We start from the raw sequence: 20949 nt of genomic DNA on the forward strand, positions 1-20949 counted from the left end.
AGCCAGCCTGCACAGCGGGTAATGGGACCGTTCGGCGTAATCCCGGCCCGCCGGGATCCACTCACCGGCAGTGAGCCCCCGGGACCACAGGGTGAAGGGCGTGCGGAGTTCGACGAACGGTGTCCCCGGCGCCCCGTGCCCGCGGACGACCGCTCACAGCGTGACGTACCGCTCACCGCACGGACCCGTCGTGCACGCTTCGTGACCGGCTGTGCGCGAGGTCGGTCAGCCCGGCGTCACCTCTGGTTCACCCCGGATTCAGCTGCCGCACCGGCCACGGCAGCCGCGACGGCGGGCGCCACCCGCGGGTCGAACGGCCCAGGGACGATCTTCGACGGCGACAGCTCGTCGGCCACGACGTCGGCGATCGCGCGGGCCGCGGCGAGCTTCATCGGGTCGGTGATCCGGCGGGCGTGCGCGTCCAGCGCGCCCCGGAAGATCCCGGGGAACGCGAGCACGTTGTTGATCTGGTTGGGGAAGTCGCTGCGGCCGGTCGCGACGATCGCCGCGTGCCGTGCGGCGACGTCCGGGTGCACCTCGGGATCCGGGTTGGACAGCGCGAAGACCATGCCGTCCGGGGCCATCGTGGCCAGCACGTCCTCGGGCAGGGTCGCGCTGGAGAGCCCGACGAAGACGTCCGCCCCGGCGAGCGCCTCGGCGATGCCGCCGGTCACGCCGCGCGGGTTGGTCACCCCGGCCAGCTCCGCCTTCACCCCACCCCGGCCGGCGTCGACGATCCCGCGCGAGTCGAGCAGCACGACGTCCGACGCACCGGCGGCGAGCAGGATCCGCGTGCAGGCGACACCGGCCGCACCGGCGCCGGAGATCACGACCCGCAGGCCGGTCAGCGCGCGGTCCTGCACCCGGCAGGCCCCCTGCAGCGCGGCCAGCAGCACGACGGCGGTGCCGTGCTGGTCGTCGTGCATGACCGGGCAGTCGAGGGCCTCGACGAGCCGGCGCTCGAGCTCGAAGCACCGCGGGGCGGCGACGTCCTCGAGGTTGACCGCGCCGAACGTGGGCCGCAGCCGCACCAGGGTCTCGACGATCTCGTCGACGTCGGTCGTGTCCAGCACCAGCGGGATCGAGTCGAGCCCGGCGAACGACTTGAACAGCGCGGACTTGCCCTCCATCACCGGCAGCGAGGCACGCGGGCCGATGTCCCCCAGGCCGAGGACCGCGGTGCCGTCGCTGACCACCGCGACGAGCCGGTGCGCCCACGTGTAGCGGGACGCCAGCGCGGCGTCGCAGGCGATCGCCCGGCACACCTCGGCCACGCCGGGCGTGTAGGCGATCGACAGGTCCCGGGCGTCGGCGAGCGGCGTCGTGAGACCGGTGGAGAGCTTGCCGCCCTCGTGCGCGGAGAACACGTCCTGCGAGGTGGGTGCGGTGGTGGTCGCCGGCCGGTCCTGGGCGAGCGTCATCGATGACTCCATGCGGGTGGGTACGTGAGCGGCGCGAACGCGGGGCGCCTGCCGTTGCACCGAGGGTCGCGGTGTCGACCGGTTCGCGGTGCCGGACGGCCATCCCGCCGGTACGGATCCGGATGCGGCTCGGCGGCGGGACTCGGCTGTCGGGTCTCGGCGCAGTCTAACCAGGACCCCGCCCCGATCGGCGCCTCCCGCACCGTGGGATCAGGCACAGGACGGGCGTACTGCAGACCCGGGCTCAGCGCAGGGGCACGGGGGTGAGGTCGGGCAGCAGGGCCGCGGGCCCGGGCGGCAGCTCGGTGAGCGGCCCGGTGGGGGCGAACGGCCGGGTGCCCGGCACGAGGTCGAGCGCACCGACCGAGCCGTGCTCGGCCGCGTACGCGAGCGCCTGCGCGAGGTCGGTGACCCCGTTCGTGGTGGTCGGCACCATCAGGCTCGACAGCAGGCCGAACGCCCGGCCCTCGGCGTCGAGGTAGCCGGCCCCGGAGTCGCCGGGGACCCCGGGCGGGACGGTTGCGACCACGTGCGTCCGCGGGCCTTCGGGCCGGCCGAAGCTGACGCCCTGCTTGTTCGGCGTGGCCGGCTCGTTCGGGGACGGAGCCTGGTCGGGCTGGTGGCTGTAGACCCGCTCGCCGTGGACGGTGCCGTCGGTGTCCAGCGCCGTCGGGCCGCCGAAGCCGGGCACCGTCGGGTCGGCGACCGCCGCCGCCTCCGGGCTGAGCTCGATCAGCGCGAGGTCGTTGGCCAGGCACAGGTGCGGGTCCGTCTCGCCCCGCTCCTGCATGACCGTCCAGGAGTTGTAGGCGACACGGCCGGTGTAGGTGCGCCCGTCCCGGCCGGTGATCCGGACCTCGATGCCCTCCGGCTGCACCGGCTCGGTGCAGCCGTCCACCGAGGACATCGCCTCCGCGGCGGCCGTGCAGTGCGCCGCGGTGCCGAGGTAGAGCTTCCCGGTGGGCGCGCTCGGCGCGCCCGCGCCGTGGCCGTCCCGGTGGCCGTCCTGGCCGGCCACCGGGGTGTAGAGGAAGTTCGCGGTGCACACCTCCGCGCCGCCGGCGACCGGGGTCGCGATCCGGACCCCGGGGCCGATCGCGGCCGGCGCGGGCGCGGCCGATGCGGCGACGGGCACGGTCACGGCAGCGGCGACGGCGAGGCCGGCGACCGCGGCGATCCCGGCGATCCGCCGGACGGCGCTCCGCAGGACGGCGCGACGCGGCTGCGGCGACATGGCACTCCTCGGGAAGCCGGTGGACCCGGGCGGGCCCGGGTCCGGGTGCACCCGATCTCACCGGACGCCACCGCGGGCGCGGCGTTCCCACGACCGGTGGCCACCCGGACGGGTTCCGAAGCCGACCCGTCCGGGTGAGGTACGGGTAGCGTCGCCGTGCGTGACCCCGCATGCCGATCCCGCCGGCCGGATCCTGTTGTTGCGCCACGGCGAGACCGAGTGGTCGCGCACCGGCAAGCACACCAGCCACACCGACGTTCCGCTCACCGACGCCGGCCGGTCCGCCGCCCGCCGGGTCCGCGGCGCGCTGGCCCAGGTCCGGCTCGACGGCCCGCCGGCCCGTGTCTGCTGTTCCCCTCGCGCCCGCGCGCGCGACACCGCCGACCTCGCCGGGCTGGACGTCGACGAGATCGACGAGCGGCTCGTCGAGTGGGACTACGGCGACGCCGAGGGCCGCACCACCCCGCAGATCCGCGAGACGCTGCCCGGCTGGACGATCTGGGACGGCCCGTGGCCCGGCGGCGGCGAGACCCCGGACGAGGTGTGCGCCCGCGCCGACGCCGTGCTGGCCGACGCGCGGGGCCTGCTCGACGGCGGCGACGTCGTCCTGGTCGGGCACGGCCACTTCTCCCGGGTGCTGACCGCCCGCTGGATCGGGCTGCCCGCCACGGGCGGGGTGCACTTCCGGATGGACCCGGCCGGTGTGACCGTGCTGGGTTTCGAGCGCGGGGTCCCGCGCCTCGACCACGTCAACCAGCGCCCGGTGGAGGAGCGGTGAGCGGTGTCCGCGCGGCCCGCTCCGACGACGTGCCGGCGCTGATCCGGCTGGTCCACGAGCTTGCCGACTACGAGAAGGCCCCCGAGGAGTGCGGCCTCACCGACGACCAGCTGCACGCGGCGCTGTTCGGCGACGACCCGGTCGCGGGAGCGCTGGTCGCGACCGACACCGGTGGTGAGGTCGCCGGGGTCGCGATCTGGTTCCGCACGTTCTCCACCTGGGAGGGCGTCGCCGGCATGCACCTCGAGGACCTCTACGTCTCCCCCGCCCACCGCGGCGCCGGCCACGGGCGGCGGCTGCTCGCGGCGCTGGCCGCCGAGTGCACCCGCCGCGGCTGGGCCCGGCTCGAATGGAACGTCCTCGACTGGAACACCCCGGCGATCGGGTTCTACCGCTCGATCGGTGCGGGCCCGAACGAGGGCTGGACGACCTTCCGGCTCACCGGGGCGGCGCTGGCGGACCTCGCGGGGCGGAGCGCCTGACCGCGCAAGTCCCGTGCTCGCACCGGTCGGTCCCCGGCCGGTCCGGGATCACCACGCCTCGGCGGCGCCGTTCCGGCGCGGGTCGGCGCAGCTGTGCAGCTCGCCGGTCACGGTCGAGAACGTGACGGCCTCGAGATTCCCGGTGAGCGAATGCCACGGCCCGATGCTCCGGGTCCACCGGCCACGCACGGTCGCTCTGCGGTGGAACTCGGGCTCGACGCCGTCGGCGAAGCCGTGTTCCACGGTGACGCCCGGAAGCCAGCCGTGCGCGGGCTCGTGCGGGCGGACCCCGAAACGTGGCGCCTCGACCGCCTGCTCGACGGGCATCTCGAAGTCCACCACGTTCACGATGCCCTGCAGGATGCACGCGACGAGCGAGACCGACGGCGAACCGCACGCCATGACCGGCCTGCCCTCGCGGAGGACGACGGTCGGGGCGAGGTAGACGAGGGCCTTCTCCCGCGGCCAGGGCATGCCTCGCTGGAAGAACGAGCCGCCGCCGGACAGCGCGAACCCTTCCGCGAACAGCCCGTTGACCCACGGCGACGCCATGTGCGAATGCGTGATCGACGCCACGTTCCCCTCGCCGTCCAAGACGGTGATGTGGATCGTGCCCGGGCTCGGCACCGCCGCCGCCGACGGTGCACGCCCGAGCCGATCGATCCGCCGCCGTGCGAACTCCTTGGACAGCCGCCCGCCGCGGTCACCGGCGTCGCGCCGCGGTGGTGCGTAGTAGACCTCCTCGTGCACGTCCGTGAGCAGCTCGAGCGTGTCGACCGACGCCGACGGCGGCCCCATCGCGCGCAGGTCGAACAGCTCCAGCAGGTTCAGCGCCTCGATGACCTGGCTACCGCCGTCGTCCGGTGGCACGGAGGAAAGGACCTCGTTCCCGCGGTAGGTACCGCGCAGCGGCGACGACCACCGAGGGTCGTTCGCGGCGAGGTCCTCGGACGTGATCACGCCACCGCCCCGCCGCGCCTCCTCGGCGAAGGCCCGGGCGAAGTCGCCGAGGTAGTAGTCGAGGTCCTCCCCCGCCAGGCGTTCCAGGGTGCGGGCGACGCGGGGCTGCCGCAGCGTCGCGCCCGGCTCCACGAGGCTCCCTGCGGGGAGGAACACCTCCCGACCCTGGGGGTGCGAACCGAGCACGGTGCGGTTCGCGTACACCTCGCCGTACAGGTAGGGCCCGACCGGGAAACCGTCCCGGGCCACCCGGATCGCCGGGTCGAGGAGCCGCGCGAGCGGCAGCGTGCCGTGTCGCGCGCTCGCGGCCCGGAAGGCCGGCCACCACCCGGGAACCGGCACGCCACGCCCGGTGGTGAGGTCGGCGCCGGTGAACCCGGGCAGTGGCGCCGCGGGTGCGGCGACGTTGCCACCGAGGTACTCGGCCACGCCGCTGGCACCGTCCCGATGGAGCATCGACAGGCCGCCGGTGAGGGAGGTCATGTGCGGCTCGACGACGAGCTGCATCGCCGCTGCGGCGAGCGCAGCGTCGACCACCGTGCCGCCGTCGCGCATCGCCTCGCGTCCGGCCCTCGTGGCCAGCGGATGGGAGGTGACGATCGCGGCCCGTCGCCCCTGCACCGGAGGCTTCCTGCCGAACCGCGCCGGTGCGAGGTCGATCACGGCACGGTCACTGCGGAGTCGCGCTGCTCGTCGACGGCCTTCGGCATGGCGAACAGCGCCACGCCGATCGAGATCAGGCAGATCACCGTCATGTACCAGCCGAAGGCCACATCGGAGCCGGTCAGCCCGTACAGCCAGGACGCGATGAGCCCCGCGGTCGAGCCGAGCAGGGTCGTCCCGACGTTGTAGTTGAGCGCGGAGGCGCTGCCCCGCACCTCGGCCGGGAAGCTCATGACGTACGCGGTGGTGAGCGGCGCGCCGACGAAGTTGTTGATGAACGTGAACACCACGACGGCGGTGGTGGCCAGCAGCAGGTTCTCCCCGCCGAGCAGGGTGAACGTCGGCACGGTGCACAGGACGAACAACCCGTAGCCGATGACGACGGGCAGCCGCGCGCCGAAACGATCGGCCAGCCGCCCGCCCCAGATCGCCGGGAGCGGACCGATGACGTAGGTGAGCAGCGAGGCGAGCAGGGCGTTCGACGCGCCGAAGCCCGCGTTGACCATCGCGGTGACGAAGTAGGCCTGGATGACGAACGAGCCCACACGCTGTCCGGCGCCCAGCCCGATCGCCTTGAGCATCGCCGACCAGTGCTCGCGGACCGCGGTCCGGAACGGCGTCTGCTTGACCGCACTGGCTGCGGCCCGCTCCTTCAGCTCCTTGAACTCGGGGGTCTCGTCGACGTGCTTGCGGATCCACAGCGTGACGAGCGCCAGCGGCAGCGCGACCAGGAACGGGATGCGCCAGCCCCACGCCTCGAAGGCCGGCTCGTCGACCGCCTGGATGGTGCCGAAGGCGACCAGCGTCGCCAGCAGGGGCCCGACCGACGTCGACGCGACCGACAGTCCGGCCAGGAAGTTCCGGCGGTTCCCGGTGTCGTGCTCGAAGATGAAGTTCGCGGCCGTGGTGTACTCGACCGCGGCACCGATCGCCTGCAACACCCGGCAACCGATGATCAGGATCGGGGCGGCCAGGCCTATCGCGGCGTACGTCGGCATGATCCCGATGCCGACCGTTCCCACGCTCATGCAGACGATCGTGAGCAGCAGTACGAACTTGCGGCCCTTGATGTCCACCAGCGGGCCGAGCGCGATCGCGGCGACCGGCCGCAACGCATAGGCCAGCACGACACCGGCGTACGCCGCCATCAGCGCGGTCGTGGGGTCGTCGCTCGGGAAGAACTGGTGGGCGATGAACACCGCGAGCGTGCCGTAGAGACTGAAGTCGTAGTACTCGACGATGTTGCCGAGCAGGGCCCCCAGGAGGACCTTCCCGCGGGCCCGGGTTCCGGTACCGCCGTCCCGGGACTCCGACGTGTCAGAAGCCGTCATTGCCTTCTCCGTCATCACATTGATCCGTTGTCATGTCCTGTTCGGCGCCGGCCTGCGCTCGGCAGGCCCGGCTCAGCCGACGAACCGCTCCGGCCGGAAGGTGTCGAGCATCGGGTTGCGGGCACCGGTGCACACCTCGGCCGCCAGCAGCTCGCCCGCGATGAGACCGAGCGTGGCGCCGGAATGGGTGAAGGCCACGAAGCACCCGGGGACCCGATCCAGTTCGCCGAGCACCGGCTCGCCGTCACCGGGAATCGGTTTGCGCCCGAGTCGCCAGTGGCCCGGCCGGAGATCGGCGCCGTCGAGCACCGCGTTCGCCTCGGCGACGAGCTCGTGCACGATCGACACGTCGATGCTCGGAGTGCCGTTCGCCTCCCGGATGGCCTCCTCGTACCAGGAGTGGTCCAGCGCGTAGCCACCGGACGGATCCGGTCGCATCGCCACCCGCGGCGAGTTGATCACCGCTCGGGTGCCGGCGTCCGACGGCGTGGTCGTCACCAGCATCGACAGCGGCGACGCGTCCGGAATCGACACGCCGAGGCCGGACACGACCCCCGGCGTGCCCGCCCCGCAGGCGACGACGACGGCGTCCCCGTCGTACCTGGCCCCCGTGCCGGCGACGACGGCGCGGGCACGACCGTGCTCCACGACCACGCGTCCTCGCCCCGCCGCGGTCACGATCCGGCCACCGAGCCTGCTGAACTCCGCCGCCAGGTGGTCGATGAGGTGCGGCAACGACACCCACCCCTCACCGCGGTTGTGGATGGCGAGCTCGGGCACGGCGTCCTTCGCGACGCCGGGCACCGCAGTGGCGACGTCGTCGGCGGCGAGGAGGCGCGAGTCGTATCCGTGGCTCGCCTCCGCCGCGTGCCGGGTCTCCTCGTCTGCCCGGTGTCCGGCCGCCGACCAGTGCAGGCCACCGTCGAACCGCAACCAGTCCCGGGTCGGGTCCTCCGCGAACAGCGTGCGGTAGCGGTCGATACCGGCCATGCGCAAGGCGTGGTACGGCTGCGACCGGTCACCGGCGGAGTTCAGCCAGGACAGCGATCGTCCGGACGCGCCGTCGCCGAGCTCGCCGTCGGTGACCAGCGTGACGGGCACGCCGGTGCGCTGGACGTGGGTGGCGGTCGAGATTCCGAGGATGCCGCCGCCGAGTACGACGACGTGCCGGGGTGCTGCCATGTTCGCGGGTTCCTTCCTCCCGCCGCCGCGGGTCAACGACGGTGGATGCGTTCGATGAGCTCGAGCACGGCGATCGCGTCGCGGGGATCGACCGGGGGTGGCGCACCGTCACGGATCGAGCCCACCAGCGCGTGGTAGAACGCGCCGTAGTCGCCTCGTTCGAGCTCCACGCCGCGGACGGTGCCGCCGACGCCGACGACGCTGCGGCGGTCCACCGGCCCGGTCCCGAAGCCGGGATCGTCGGGCCGGACGCCGGTGGCCAGCTCCGCTTCCTGCGGGTCGAGCCCCCACGTGGTGTGTCCGGCCCGGGAGCCGAGCACGTGGAACCTCGGCCCTGCCAGCGCGCTCCGGCTGGACATCACCAGCCGAGAGCGGGTGCCGTTGGCGTGCCGCAGCGCCACGAACGTGTCGTCGTCGGCGTCGTGGGCACCGTCGTCGGCACGGCGTACCGGGTCCGCCCAGACATCGGTCACCGCGCCGAAGAGCACGATCGCCTGATCAATGAGGTGGGTGCCGAGGTCGAAGAGGATGCCGCCGCCGTCGGCGGTCGACGTCGTCGCCTTCCAGCGACCCGGGCCCTGCGGCTTCCACCACTCGAAGCGGGACTCGAACGTGTACACCTCGCCGAGGTCCCCGCTCCGGACGAGCCGCCGGACCGTGCGGAAGTCACCGTCCCACCTGCGGTTCTGGTACACGGTCAGCACCCGTCCCGCGCGCTCGGCAGCGGCGACGATCCGCTCGGCCTCCCGGACGGAGGGCGCGAACGGCTTGTCGACGACGACGTGCAGCCCGCGGGAGAGCGCCTCGGCCGCGAGGTCTGCGTGCGTGCCGGGGGGTGTGGCGACGACGGCCAGGTCGACCCGGTCCGCCCGCCGCCAGAGCTCCGGAACGGACTCGACCACCTGCGCACCGGGACACGCGGCCCGGGCGCGTTCGGCACGCTCCGGGTCGGCGGTCACGATCACGTCGAGCGAGTACTGCTCGTTCGCGGTGAGGAAGGGGGCGTGGAACACCCGCCCGGCGACGCCGAACCCGATCAGCGCGGTACGGATCGGCATCACGACTGCCACCCGTAGACCTCGCGGGCCGTGTCGGCGCTGATCCGTCCGTCGGTGACGTCCCGTTGCACCTCGTCGGGGGCGCGCTCGCCGGGATCGCCGTAGCCGCCCGCTCCGGCCGTGTGGATCGCGACCCGGTCGCCGGCATCGAGCCGGGTGTATCCGTGCACGATCGGCCGCGCGCCGTCGGACAGCTCGGCGGCCGCCGACGCACCCGGTCCCCCACCGAACAGGCCCCATGGCCGCGAGCGCATGCGGGACGTGTCGAGCCAGAAGTGCACCCCGTCGGCCTCCACCCGCACGGTCCGCCGGATGCCCATTCCACCGCGGTGCGCACCCACGCCACCGGAGTCGTCGATCAGCGCGTACTCCTCGACGCAGAGCGGGTACTCGCTCTCCAGGGCCTCGACCGGGAGGTTGCTCGTGTTGGTCATGTGGACCTGCACGCCGTCGAGGCCGTCCTTGGTCGCCCGGGCACCGCAGCCACCACCGATCGTCTCCAGGTAGACGAAGTAGCGGCCGGTGCGCGGGTCGACACCCGAGAAGTGCACCCCGGTGTTCGCCCCGTTGCTGGCCGCCGTGACCGCCTCGGGCACGGCATCCGCGAGCGCGCCGTGGATGAGGTCGACGACCCGCTGGCAGGTCTCGCTGCGCCCGTTGACGGCCGCCGGTTCGACGCAGTTGAGCACGGAGCCCTGCGGCGCGGAGATCGTGACCGGCCGGTGCAGGCCGGCGTTCGCCACGATGTCCGGGTCGACCAGCGTCTTCACCGAGTAGTAGACCGCGGCGTACAGCGCCGTCCACACCACGTTGATGCTCGCCCGCACCTGCTCCGGCGCGCTGAACGCCACGTCCACGCTGTCGCCCCGCACGGTGACCACGACGCCGAGCTCCAGCTCCTCGTCCAGCTCGGGGCAGTCGAACAGGTCGGTGAACGCGTACTCGCCGTCGGGCACCCGGGCCAGGGCCGCACGCGTACGGCGTTCGGTGTAGTCCAGCAGGGCCGCACCGGTCCGTTCCAGCGTCTCGCAGCCGTACCGCTCGGTCAGCTCGATGTAGCGGGTGACGGCGAGCCGGTTCGCCGCGATCTGCGCGCGCAGGTCCGCGCGGCGCTCGTGCGGCACCTGGCAGTTGAGCAGGATCAGGTCGAACAGGTCCTGCTGGAGCTCCCCGGCCCGCATCAGCCGCACCGGGGGGATCCGGATTCCCTCCTGGAAGATGTGGGCGTGGCCCCGGTCCCCGAAGTCGGCGTGGTGTGCGAGGTTCGCCACCCAGGCGACGATCTCGCCGTCGACGTGCACCGGGGAGACCAGCACGATGTCCGGTAGGTGGGACCCGCCGCCGTTGAACGGGTCGTTGCCGATGAACACGTCACCGGGCGCGACCTGATCGGGCGGGTACCGGGTGGTGATCGCGTCGACGACCCCCATCAGCGACCCGAGGTGCAGCGGCGAGCCGCCCTCGTCCTGGGCGAGCATCCGGCCGCCGGCGTCGAACACCGACGCCGTGCAGTCCCTGCGTTCCTTGATGTTCGTGGAGAAGGCGGCGCGGACCAGCGTCTCCCCCATCTCCTCGACGATCGACGACAGCGCCGAGCCGACCACCTCGACGAGGATCGGGTCCACCTGTGCCTTGTCCGATTGCCGCGTCACCGGGCCACCTCCACGACGAGATTGCGATAGCCGTCCACGACGGCGTGGTCTCCTGGCAGCAGGACCGTCGTCGTGTCCATCTGCTCCACGACCGCCGGTCCCGCGATCCGATGCCCCGGCCGCAGGTGTCGCCGGTCGAACACGGGAGCCCGGACGAGCCCGCCGGACTCCGGGACGTGCATGGCCCGCTCCTCCCGGAGCGCCTCGGCCGGGTCGGGGTCACCGAGCTGGTGATGCTCCAGCCGCGCACGCCGCACCCGGCCGATCGCGCGCAGGCGGTAGGTGACGAGCTGTACGTCGTCGTCCGACACGTACCCGTACAGGCGTTCGTGCTCGGCCACGAACCGCTCCCGGATCCGCTCCAGGAGGCCCGGCGTGACCTCACCGTCCGGCACCTCGACCGCCAGCTCATGGTTCTGCCCGGCGTAGCGCAGCTCCGCCCGCCGCTCGATGCGCCGGTCCGTCTCGGGTACGTCCTCGTCGGCCAGCCACCGCGTGGCGTCCGCGCTCAGCTCGGCGAAGACCTCCGCGACGGCGCCCACCGTCCCGGACGTCGGGCGGGCGTCGATCGCGGTCAGCTGCGTGCGCATGAAGTCGGCGCGGACGTCGGTCATGAGCAGCCCCGAGGCGCACTGCGTGCCCGGCACCTCCGGGACGAGGACCCTCCGCATGCCCAGTTCCCGCGCCAGCCGGACGGCGTGCAGCGGCCCGGCCCCGCCGAAGGGCACCAGGGTGTAGTCACGCGGGTCGTGTCCCCGCTGCACCGAGATGACGCGGATGGCACGGGCCATGTTGGCCGTGACGACCTGCAGCATGCCGAAGGCCGCTTCCTCGACGCCGAGCCCGAGGGGCTCGGCGACCCGCGCCACGGCCCGCCGCGCCGCATCCGCGTCGATCGGCATCTGGCCGTCGAGCAGGTGGTGCTGGTTGAGCGTGCCCAGCACGACGTTGGCGTCGGTGACGGTCGGCTCGCCGCCCCGCCCGTAGCACGCGGGTCCCGGGTCGGCGCCCGCGCTCTGCGGACCGACCTTGAGGGCACCGCCCGCGTCGATCCACCCGATCGACCCGCCGCCCGCTCCGACCGTGTGGAGATCGAGCATCGGGGCGCGCACCGGACGACCGGCTATCTCGGTGCCCGTCGTCTCGCGCGGCACACCGCCCCGCACCAGCGACACGTCCGAGGAGGTCCCACCCACGTCGAACGTGATGACGTCCGGGTACCCGGCCACGCGGGCGATCTCGGCGGCACCGACGACACCGGTGCTCGGGCCGGAGAGGATCATGCGTGACGGCATCGCCTCGGCCGCCGCGAACGGGATGATGCCGCCGTTGGACTGCGTGACGTGCGGGACCGCGACCAGGCCGCGCTCGGCCAGCGATATCCGGAGCTTCGCCAGGTACCGGGACACGACCGGCCCGATGTAGGCGTTGACGACCACGGTCGACAGCCGCTCGTACTCGCGGAACTCCGGCAGCACCGCGGAGGAGATCGAGACGTACACGTCGGGCAGTTCCTCGGCGAGGACCTGTCGCACGAGCTCCTCGTGCTCGGGCCGGACGAAGCTGTACAGCAGGCAGACGGCGACCGCGTCGACGTTCTGCCCGCGCAACCGGGCCGCGATCTCCCGCACCTGCTCGACGTCGACGGCGCGCTCGACCCGGCCGTCGTGCCGCACGCGCTCGTCGAGCTCGTGCCGCCGGTCCCGGGACGCCAGCGCCGTGGCCTTGTCGGCCTGCAGGTCGTAGAGCGAGGGCCGACGGCCACGGCCCAGCTCCAGCAGGTCCTTGAACCCCCGGGTGGTGATCAGCCCGGTGTCGGCGCCGCGCCCGGTCAGCAACGCGTTCGTGCCCACCGTCGTCCCGTGCGCGAAGTAGGTGACGTCACCGAGCTCGCTCCCGCCGATCTGGTCGAGGATGCGCGACACACCGTCCTGGATCGCCCGGCCGGGATCGTCGGGCGAGCTCGGCACCTTGCACACGTGCATCCGCCCGGTCGTCTCGTCCAGCGCGCTGACGTCGGTGAACGTCCCGCCGGTGTCGACCCCGATCCTCAGCGTCATCGTTGCTCCCTGCCTGCCGGAAGGCGTCGCCGCCACACCTTGGTGAGAACGTTCTCTGCATCTCGGGGAGAACGTTCTCAGGATTCGTTACGATGTGTCAAGACCCGCAACCCAGCCCGAGGAGACCTCCGTGAGCCGCTCCGGCGTTCCGTCCCTCATCGACGTCGCGCGGCGCGCAGGAGTCTCGACGGCCACCGCAGGACGCGCCCTGGGTGGCTACGGCCAGGTACGCGAGGACACCCGCACCCGCGTGCAGAACGCCGCGGCCGAACTCGGCTACCGTTCCAACGGCCTGGCCAGGAGCATGATCACCGGGTCGACCCGGCTCATCGGCGTGATCGTCACCGACGTGGCGAACCCGTTCTTCGCGTCCGCGCTGCGCGGGATCACCGACACCACCCAGGCCGCCGGCTTCGACGTCCTGCTGTCCAGCACGGGCAGCGACCTCGACGCCGAGGTCCGCGCGGCGCGGGTCATGTCCGAGAAGCGGGCGGACGGGACGATCGTGGCCGCGGCCGACCCGGCGCACGCGGCGCACCTCGCCCGGCTCGACAGCGCGGGTGTACCCCTGGTGCTGCTCGACCGGCAGATCACCGGCCTTCCCGGGGTGGGCACCGTGATGGTCGACCACGCGCACGCCATGCAGGACGCGGTGCAGCACCTCCTCGCCCTCGGGCACCGCGACATCGGGATCGTCACCGAGGCCACCGCCGACCGGCCCGACCACGCCCCGCTCCCCAGCCGGATCCGGTTCGACGCCTACCTCGCGGAGATGGCCGCCGCAGGGATCGAGGTCCCACGGGAGTGGGTCGCGACGGCGGCCTACGACCGCGCCGCCGCGTACGCCGCCACGATGACCCTCCTCACCGGAACCCACCGGCCCACCGCGCTCGTCTGCACCGACAGCGTGCTGGCGTCCGGGGCGTTCCGTGCGGTCCAGGATCGGGGCATCGCGGTCCCGCGCGACCTGTCGATCATCGGGTTCGACGACGACACCTGGACCACGCTGGTGCGGCCCGAGCTCACCGTCGTCGCGCAACCCAGCTACGAGCTCGGCGAGTACAGCGCCCGGCACCTCATCGGGCGGATCACCGACGACGGCGAGCAGGCCCGGGACATCCGGCTTCGCGCCACCCTGGCCCACCGGGCGTCGACGGCACCGCCGCCACCCCGCTGAACCTCGCGACGGCGCTCGTGACTCAGTCCGGGTACTCGTCGCCCATCGACCACCGCCGGGACTGCTCGCTGATCAGCAGCAGGAACGTGAGCAGCACGTAGAGCCCGCAGAGGATCCCCCAGAGCAGCTGCCGGCTCGGGCCCAGGACGTAGTAGATCACCGGGAACAGCAGCAGCTGGATGACGATGGCCGGGGTCCGGCAGCCGCGCACCCCGCGGAACAGGCCGTATCCGAGGCCGGCTACGGCCCCGGCCATGAGCAGGAAGATGCCGGCCTCGGCGAGGCCGTAGTAGCCGCGTGCCCCCTCGGCCCCGAACGCCCGCAGACCGAGCACGACGGCGACGACCAGACCCGCCACGCCCTGCACCGCCACGAGGCACCCGGCGACCTTCACGTTCTCCGGGACCGCCGCGCGTGCGGCGCCCTTGTCCTGCTCCTCGGCCACGGGGTCGAGGATCCCAGACGGCCCGGTCGTTACAGTCGCCCCGTGCGCGCGCTGCTCGTGGTCAACCCCCAGGCCACGTCGACCACCGCCGCCGGACGGGACGTCCTGACCAAGGCGCTCTCCAGCGAGCTCAAGCTGGAGGTGCTGCAGACCCGCTACCGGGGCCACGCCGCGGAGGCCACCGCGGCGGCCGTCGCCGACGGGTTCGAGCTCGTGGTCGCGCTCGGGGGCGACGGCACGGTGAACGAGGTCGTGAACGGGCTGCTGGCCGCGCAGACCGGCACCGGAGCCGGTGCGCCCCGGCCGGACCCGGACGCCACCGCGATGCTGGCCGTCGTCCCGGGCGGCTCCGCGAACGTGTTCGCGCGGGCACTGGAGCTGCCCCGGGACCCGGTCGACGCGACCGGGCAGGTGCTGGAGGCCCTCGCCCGGCGGCGGCGCCGCCTCGTCGGGCTCGGCCACGCCGACGACCGCTGGTTCACCTTCAACGCCGGCATGGGCTGGGACGCCGACGTGGTCGCCGCCGTCGAGCGGGCGCGCGCCCAGGGGCACGAGGCCAGCCCGGGCCGGTACGCCGTGACGGCCGTCGCGCAGTACGTCGCCCAGCTCCGCCGCCCGCCGTCGATGACGGTGGAGATCCCGGGGGCCGCGCCGCTGGCCGGGGTGAAGCTGGCGTTCGTCTCCAACACCGACCCCTGGACCTACCTGTCCGGCCGGGCGGTGCGGACCAACCCGCGCTCGTCGTTCGGGAGCGGGCTCGGGCTGTTCGCGCTGACCGGGCTCGGGCCGCGGACGATCGCGTCCACCCTGCGGCAGATCCTGTCCGCGGACGGCGACCCGCACGGAAAGCACATCGTCCGGCACGACGCGGTTCCCCGGGTGCGGATCGCGTCCGACCGCCCGCTGGCGCTGCAGCTCGACGGCGACCACCTGGGAATGCGGACCGACGTGGAATTCCTCAGCGTGCCCGGGGCGTTACGGGTCGTCGTGTGAGACGGGCGGTTCGTCGCGCCCCGTGCGGGCACTCTCACACGCTGGAGTGAGCAACCGCGCCATTCACCGATGTGAGCGGACCGTCGGTCCCGTTGGGGCTTACACCAGCCCAAACCGGTGATCCAAGGTGGTCCCTACGCAAGCGAGGACGCGGGCAGCGCCGCCCGTGGTGGTTCACAAGGGTGTTCGGTACGACACCGGATTCGGGTAGCCGAGTCCGTGCCGTACGGGGACACTGGTCGGAGGAACCGGCTCGGGGCCGAATGGTCCAGGGCACCGGTCTGTCGTGCGCGGGTGGCGAGCTATGAGGCCACTCACGCATCCGACGAGCAGTATCCCGTTGAGGACCGCTGCAGCTCGTGAAAGCATTCACAAGCTGCGAAACACGCACGTAGCAAGGACGACGATCGGCGCGACCCCGATCGCGCACCAGAGGAGTAAGCAATCATGGACTGGCGTCACGACGCGATCTGCCGCGACGAGGACCCGGAGCTCTTCTTCCCGGTCGGCACCAGCGGCCCCGCCCTGATGCAGATCGCCGAGGCCAAGAGCGTGTGCCGGCGCTGCCCGGTCACCGAGTCGTGCCTGCAGTGGGCTCTCGAGTCCGGGCAGGACGCGGGTGTCTGGGGCGGGATGAGCGAGGACGAGCGGCGCGCCCTGAAGCGGCGCGGCAGCCGCCCGCGAGCCCGCACCGCCTGAGCGGTACCCGTATCTGAACTGAAGAAGTAGCTCCCCGACCTCGGGCCCGTAGCCGGACGCCACCGGCCACGGGCCCGAGGTGTGTGCGGGGTGATCTGCCACCCCGCGTGGCCCGCCCACCACGGTGCCGGCGCGACCACGGCACCGGGATCGACGGTCACGCCACGAGGGTATCCGGTCCCCGCCCGGGCGGCACCCACGCCCCGGGTCACCCGCAGTGACGGATACGGTCACCCGGCGCACCGGACCTACCGCCCGGGGACGAGCAGCGTGGCGAGCCGGCCGCGCAGCTCCTCCGCGGCCCGGCAGCCGCCCACGAACAGCAGCCGACCTGCGTGGTCGTTGCCACGCCGGCCGTCGTACCGTCGCCGGACCCCGGTCAGGAGCCGCCCAACGGCACCCGGATGCGCGCCACCGTGCCGCCGCCCTCGCGGTCGGCGACCGAGAGGGACGCCTCCAGCTCCGAGCTCAGCAGGGTGCGCACGATCTGCAGCCCGAGACCCTTCGACTTCTCGACGTCGAACTCGGGGGGCATGCCGTGGCCGTCGTCGGCGACCGAGACCTCCAGCCGGCTGGCGGACCGCTGCGGGCTGACGACGACCTCCCCCGCCACCCCCGGGTCGTAGGCGTGGGCGAGCGCGTTGTGCACGAGCTCGGCCAGCACGAGCACCAGCGGGGTGGCCTTCCCCGCGGGCAGCGCGCCGAACCCGGGCTCCACCCGCACCCGGGCGCGGGACTCGGTCGTCGCGCCGTCCCGGATCGCCGGGAGCACCTTCGGCAGCAGCTCGTCGAGCTCGACGACCTCGGCCACCGCGTACGCGAGCGCCTCGTGCACCAGCGCGATCGAGGTGACCCGGCGGACCGCCTCCTCGAGGGCGCGGCTGGCCTCCGGGTGCTCGCTGCGGCGGCCCTGCAGGCGCAGCAGCGCCGCGACAGTCTGCAGGTTGTTCTTCACCCGGTGATGGATCTCCCGGATGGTGGCGTCCTTCGACATGAGCGCCGCGTCCCGGCGGCGCAGGTCGGTGACGTCGCGGACCAGCACCAGCGCGCCGGCGGCGTCGCCGCGCGGGCGCAGCGGCAGCGCCCGCACCAGCATCGTCGCCCACCGGCCCTTGATCTCCATCCGGCTGGAGGACTTGCCGCCGAGCGCGTCGGTGATCCGGGTGGCGACCTCCGTGCCGTCGAACGGGTCGGGCACCAGCGACTTGGTGACCGCGGCCAGGTCGGCCCCCGAGACGTCGCTGGCGTGCCCCATCCGGTGATACGCCGACAGCGCGTTCGGGCTGGCGTAGGCGACGTTGCCGTGCACGTCCAGCCGCACGAGACCGTCGCCGGCGCGCGGGCTGCCCTCGGCGCTGCCGGGCGGCCCGGACTGCGGCGGGAACGTGCCGTCGACGATCATCTGGCACAGGTCGGACGCGCTGCCCAGGTAGGCGATCTCCAGCGGGGACGGCACCCGCGGGGTCGACAGGTTCGTGTCCCGGGACAGGACGGCGACGGTGCGGCCCCGGAACCGGACCGGGATGGTCTCGCGGCGCACCGGGACCTCCAGGTGCCAGCGCGGGTCGTCGTCGCGGCAGATGCGGCCCTCGAGGACGGCGCGGCGCAGCTGCCCGACCTCGACGGTGGCGGCCCGCCGGCCGACGACGTCGTCCGGGTGCGCCGTCGGCGCGGTCGTCGGGCGGGCCTGCGCGACGCAGAGGAACTGCGCGGTCGCCGCCCGGGAGGGGGCCTCCGCCGGGTCCTCGGCGGCGTGCAGCTCGTCCAGCGGCACCCACAGCAGGAAGTCGGCGAACGACATGTCGGCCAGCAGCTGCCACTCCCCCACCACCCGCTGGAGGTGGTCAGCGGTCTCGCCGTCCATCGCCGTGTGCTCGGCGAGCAGCTCGCTCAGCGTGGTCACGGTCGCCCATCCCACCACATGCAACAATCACCCCGGACCCCGAGAGCGTTCCCGAGAGGAGGGCCGATCATGTCGAAGCGTGCCCGCAAGCGTCGTGACCGTGCCAAGAACAAGGCGAACCACGGCAAGAAGCCGAACACCTGAGTCGCCGTGCGAGACGGCGAAGGGCGGGTCATCCACTCCGGATGACCCGCCCTTCGTGCGTCAGGGGGTTCAGCGCTCCCGGTACTCGGTCCGCCGCCGGGAGACCGACACGCTCGTCCCCTCCGGCCGGCGTTCGACGGTCACCTGGGCCTGTTCCAGCACCGCCGAGCGGATCTGGGTGCGCAGCCGGTCCTTGAGCGACTCCGGCGCCGACTCACCGCCGCACTTGCGCGCCAGCAGCGCCTTGAGCTTCTCGTCGATCCCGTACTCGGCCAGGCAGGGCGCGCACTCGTCGAGGTGCTGCTGCAGGATCCGCCTGCGGTCGGGATCGCACTCCCGATCCAGGAACAGCCACACCTCGGCGAGGACCTCACCGCAGTCGGTCCCGCCCCCGGCCATCGGGTTGCGCTCGGGTGGAGTGTCCTCGCCGGTCACGGCGTCGTCACCTCCTGGTTGCCGCCACGCACGATGCCGCGCTCGCGGGCGACACCGGTCAGCATGTCGCGCAGCTGGCGACGGCCCCGGTGCAGCCGGGACATCACGGTGCCGATCGGCGTCCCCATGATCTCGGCGATCTCCTTGTAGGCGAACCCCTCGACGTCGGCCAGGTACACCGCCATCCGGAAGTCCTCCGGCAACGCCTGCAGGGCCTCCTTCACGTCGCTGTCCGGCAGCGCGTCCAGGGCCTCCATCTCGGCCGACCGGAGCCCGGTCGAGGTGTGCTCACCGGCCTGCGCGAGCTGGTAGTCGGTGATCTCGTCGGTGGGCGCCTGCACGGGCTGGCGCTGCCGCTTCCGGTACCCGTTGATGTAGGTGTTGGTCAGGATGCGGTACAGCCACGCCTTGAGGTTGGTCCCGCGGCGGAACGACCCGAAGGCCGAGTAGGCCTTGAGGAAGGTCTCCTGCACGAGGTCCTCGGCGTCGGCCGGGTTCCGGGTCATCCGCAGCGCGGCGCCGTACAGCTGGTCGAGCAGCGGCATCGCGTCCCGCTCGAACCGGGCGGTGCGCTCCTCGACGCTCTCGTCGCCGGGTGCGCGGTTGCCGTCCGCGTCGGCCGCACCGACCTCGTCGGCACCGTCGGCGGCACCGACCTCCTCGGCACCGACCTCCTCGGGGCCGTTCTCCTCAGGCTCATCGGGCGCGCGGACCGCGTCCTGCTCCGAGTGCTCCGACAACTGTCCCCTCTCCAGTGACACGAGCCGCGCACCGGTGCCGGTCACCGGTACTGCGGACCCGTGGGAGGGTACGCGCCCACGACGCACGCGGCCGGTCGGCGGCGCCTCCATCACTGCTGTGGTCACGGCCGGAACAACGGTGCGGCCCGGCCCGGCATTCCCGTAGGTTCGCCGCGCGCACGTGCGGAGCGCGAGGAGGGGACGACGGCGATGGCGGGCAAGGGCACCCCGGCGACGGCACTGCTGGCCAGGCACGAGGTGCCGCACGACGTGCACACCTACACCCACCACGACGGCGCCGGCTACGGCGAGGAGGCCGCCGCGGTCATGGGCCAGGACCCGCGCCGGGTGTTCAAGACGCTCGTCGCGCGGGTCGACGGGACGCTGACCGTCGGGATCGTGCCCGTCTCGGCGCAGCTCGACCTCAAAGCCCTGGCCGCGGCCGCGGGCGGGAAGAAGGCGGTCCTGGCCGAGGTCGCCGACGCCGAGCGGGCCACCGGCTACGTCGCGGGCGGGATCTCCCCGCTCGGCCAGCGCAGGCGGTTGCCGACCGTGCTGGACGCGTCCGCCCGCGAGCACGCGACCGTGTTCTGCTCCGGTGGGCGGCGGGGCCTGGAGATCGAGCTCGCTCCCGACGACCTCGTCGCGCTCACGTCGGCCGTCGTCGCTCCGATCGCGACACCCTGACCACCGGCGATACCGGTCCGGTTAGGGTTGCCTCGTCATGCGTCGTCGAGCGGGTGTGGGGTAGATAGTGGACAGACCATCGTGGGCCCCGGACGAGATCGACATCACCCGCCCGAGCGTGGCCCGGGTCTACGACTACTACCTGGGCGGCTCGCACAACTTCGAGGCCGACCGGGAGTTCGCGGCGCAGGTCCTCGAGGTGCTGCCGGAGATGGCCACCGTCGCGCAGGCGAACCGGGCGTTCCTGCGCCGGGTCGTGCGCCACCTCTGCGCCCAGGGCATCACCCAGTTCCTCGACCTGGGTTCGGGTATCCCGACCGCGGGCAACGTGCACGAGATCGCGACCGCCGAGAACCCCGAGGCCCGGGTGCTCTACGTCGACAACGACCCGATCGCGGTCGTGCACAGCCGCGCCCTGCTCGACGGTGACCCGCGCACCGAGGTGCTCGACGCCGACCTCACCGACCCCGGTACGGTGCTCGACCATCCGCTGACCCGCGGACACCTCGACCTCGGCCGGCCGGTCGCGGTGCTGCTGGTCTCGGTGCTGCACTTCGTCCCGGACGAGGCCGACCCGGCCGGGGTCGTCCGGGCCTACGCCGGGGCGACCGTCCCCGGCAGCCACGTCGTGATCACACATGCGAGTGACGAGGGCGGGCACTCCGGTGCGGCCCGGGCGCAGAACGTCTACAACCGCGACCGGTCGCCGAACCGGATGCGGATGCGCTCCACCACCGAGGTGCGGGAGCTGTTCGGTGACCTGGAGCTGCTGGATCCGGGCGTCGTGCGGATCCCGATGTGGCGGCCGGAGTACCCGGTCGGCCCCGAGGCGCAGCGCTACCCCGGGCTGGCAGGTGTGGCCCGGCACTGACCGGGCTTTCGCGCGGCCGGCACCGGCCGGGCGC

The 20949-nt window shown here is 73.1% G+C and carries 20 protein-coding genes; 8 read left to right on the plus strand and 12 right to left on the minus strand.

All coding sequences use genetic code 11. The features are described from left to right. Window positions 1-236 precede the first annotated feature (236 nt). On the minus strand, window positions 237-1421 hold the full coding sequence (locus H7X46_RS21825) for an NADP-dependent malic enzyme (protein WP_186361173.1): 1185 nt from the start codon (window positions 1419-1421) through the stop codon (window positions 237-239). Window positions 1422-1665: 244 nt separating this feature from the next. Then, window positions 1666-2655 (minus strand): trypsin-like peptidase domain-containing protein, encoded by a 990-nt coding sequence (locus H7X46_RS21830; protein WP_186361174.1) that lies wholly within the window; start codon window positions 2653-2655, stop codon window positions 1666-1668. Between the two features lie 160 nt (window positions 2656-2815). On the opposite strand from H7X46_RS21830, the gene H7X46_RS21835 reads away from it, so the two are divergent. Both H7X46_RS21835 and H7X46_RS21840 read left to right on the plus strand, forming a co-directional pair. Then, on the plus strand, window positions 2816-3433 hold the full coding sequence (locus H7X46_RS21835; RefSeq protein ID WP_186361175.1) for a histidine phosphatase family protein: 618 nt from the start codon (window positions 2816-2818) through the stop codon (window positions 3431-3433). Continuing rightward, on the plus strand, window positions 3430-3915 hold the full coding sequence (locus H7X46_RS21840) for a GNAT family N-acetyltransferase (protein WP_186361176.1): 486 nt from the start codon (window positions 3430-3432) through the stop codon (window positions 3913-3915). The genes H7X46_RS21835 and H7X46_RS21840 overlap by 4 nt, the downstream gene beginning before the upstream one ends. A 48-nt stretch (window positions 3916-3963) precedes the next feature. Here the strand turns inward: H7X46_RS21840 and H7X46_RS21845 are convergent, their stop codons facing one another. From H7X46_RS21845 to H7X46_RS21870, 6 genes are all read right to left on the minus strand, one after another. Continuing rightward, complete coding sequence (locus tag H7X46_RS21845; protein WP_370588899.1) at window positions 3964-5496, minus strand: gamma-glutamyltransferase; 1533 nt, start codon at window positions 5494-5496, stop codon at window positions 3964-3966. Window positions 5497-5534: 38 nt separating this feature from the next. After that, window positions 5535-6869 carry an MFS transporter gene (locus H7X46_RS21850; protein ID WP_186361178.1) on the minus strand — a complete coding sequence of 445 codons (1335 nt, stop codon included), beginning with the start codon at window positions 6867-6869 and terminating at the stop codon, window positions 5535-5537. 72 nt (window positions 6870-6941) lie between these two features. Next, on the minus strand, window positions 6942-8051 hold the full coding sequence (locus tag H7X46_RS21855) for an FAD-binding oxidoreductase (protein WP_186361179.1): 1110 nt from the start codon (window positions 8049-8051) through the stop codon (window positions 6942-6944). Between the two features lie 32 nt (window positions 8052-8083). After that, window positions 8084-9109, minus strand: a complete 1026-nt coding sequence (locus H7X46_RS21860; RefSeq protein WP_186361180.1) for a Gfo/Idh/MocA family oxidoreductase — start codon at window positions 9107-9109, stop codon at window positions 8084-8086. Further along, complete coding sequence (locus H7X46_RS21865) at window positions 9109-10761, minus strand: hydantoinase B/oxoprolinase family protein (protein ID WP_370588900.1); 1653 nt, start codon at window positions 10759-10761, stop codon at window positions 9109-9111. Before H7X46_RS21865 ends, H7X46_RS21860 begins: the two co-directional genes overlap by 1 nt. Further along, window positions 10758-12821, minus strand: coding sequence for a hydantoinase/oxoprolinase family protein (locus tag H7X46_RS21870; protein WP_186361181.1), 2064 nt, complete (start codon window positions 12819-12821; stop codon window positions 10758-10760). The genes H7X46_RS21865 and H7X46_RS21870 overlap by 4 nt, the downstream gene beginning before the upstream one ends. 130 nt (window positions 12822-12951) lie before the next feature. Between H7X46_RS21870 and H7X46_RS21875 the strand changes: the two genes are divergently transcribed. Continuing rightward, window positions 12952-13998, plus strand: coding sequence for a LacI family DNA-binding transcriptional regulator (locus H7X46_RS21875; protein ID WP_186361182.1), 1047 nt, complete (start codon window positions 12952-12954; stop codon window positions 13996-13998). A gap of 22 nt (window positions 13999-14020) precedes the next feature. Here H7X46_RS21875 and H7X46_RS21880 read toward each other — a convergent pair whose 3' ends face one another. Beyond that, a complete protein-coding gene (locus H7X46_RS21880; protein WP_186361183.1) occupies window positions 14021-14443 on the minus strand; it encodes a hypothetical protein in 423 nt (140 codons plus the stop codon). A 42-nt stretch (window positions 14444-14485) separates the two neighbouring features. Here H7X46_RS21880 and H7X46_RS21885 point away from each other — a divergent pair, with 42 nt between their 5' ends. Together H7X46_RS21885 and H7X46_RS21890 are read left to right on the plus strand one after the other, a co-directional pair. Further along, window positions 14486-15436 carry a diacylglycerol kinase family protein gene (locus tag H7X46_RS21885; RefSeq protein WP_186361184.1) on the plus strand — a complete coding sequence of 317 codons (951 nt, stop codon included), beginning with the start codon at window positions 14486-14488 and terminating at the stop codon, window positions 15434-15436. 447 nt (window positions 15437-15883) lie between these two features. Beyond that, the gene (locus H7X46_RS21890) at window positions 15884-16135 is read left to right on the plus strand and encodes a WhiB family transcriptional regulator (RefSeq protein ID WP_093340802.1); all 252 of its coding nucleotides are present in this window, start codon (window positions 15884-15886) and stop codon (window positions 16133-16135) included. Between the two features lie 379 nt (window positions 16136-16514). On the opposite strand, the gene H7X46_RS21895 is transcribed toward H7X46_RS21890, so the two are convergent. Further along, window positions 16515-18038 carry a PAS domain-containing sensor histidine kinase gene (locus H7X46_RS21895; RefSeq protein WP_186361185.1) on the minus strand — a complete coding sequence of 508 codons (1524 nt, stop codon included), beginning with the start codon at window positions 18036-18038 and terminating at the stop codon, window positions 16515-16517. A 69-nt stretch (window positions 18039-18107) separates the two neighbouring features. Between H7X46_RS21895 and H7X46_RS30885 the strand changes: the two genes are divergently transcribed. Continuing rightward, window positions 18108-18182 carry a 50S ribosomal protein bL37 gene (locus H7X46_RS30885; protein WP_370589081.1) on the plus strand — a complete coding sequence of 25 codons (75 nt, stop codon included), beginning with the start codon at window positions 18108-18110 and terminating at the stop codon, window positions 18180-18182. Window positions 18183-18251: 69 nt separating this feature from the next. Here the strand turns inward: H7X46_RS30885 and rsrA are convergent, their stop codons facing one another. Both rsrA and H7X46_RS21905 read right to left on the minus strand, forming a co-directional pair. Continuing rightward, entirely contained in the window at window positions 18252-18581 is a 330-nt protein-coding gene (gene rsrA, locus H7X46_RS21900) for a mycothiol system anti-sigma-R factor (RefSeq protein WP_186362822.1), read from the minus strand. Window positions 18582-18613: 32 nt separating this feature from the next. Then, window positions 18614-19357, minus strand: coding sequence for a sigma-70 family RNA polymerase sigma factor (locus H7X46_RS21905; RefSeq protein ID WP_255426192.1), 744 nt, complete (start codon window positions 19355-19357; stop codon window positions 18614-18616). Between the two features lie 210 nt (window positions 19358-19567). Between H7X46_RS21905 and ybaK the strand changes: the two genes are divergently transcribed. Both ybaK and H7X46_RS21915 read left to right on the plus strand, forming a co-directional pair. After that, window positions 19568-20044 carry a Cys-tRNA(Pro) deacylase gene (gene ybaK / locus H7X46_RS21910; RefSeq protein ID WP_186361186.1) on the plus strand — a complete coding sequence of 159 codons (477 nt, stop codon included), beginning with the start codon at window positions 19568-19570 and terminating at the stop codon, window positions 20042-20044. A 67-nt stretch (window positions 20045-20111) separates the two neighbouring features. Beyond that, on the plus strand, window positions 20112-20915 hold the full coding sequence (locus H7X46_RS21915) for an SAM-dependent methyltransferase (protein ID WP_186361187.1): 804 nt from the start codon (window positions 20112-20114) through the stop codon (window positions 20913-20915). The last annotated feature ends 34 nt before the right edge of the window (window positions 20916-20949 follow it).

Origin of the sequence: Pseudonocardia sp. C8 (assembly GCF_014267175.1) — a bacterium.
In the GTDB taxonomy this organism is placed as follows: domain Bacteria; phylum Actinomycetota; class Actinomycetes; order Mycobacteriales; family Pseudonocardiaceae; genus Pseudonocardia.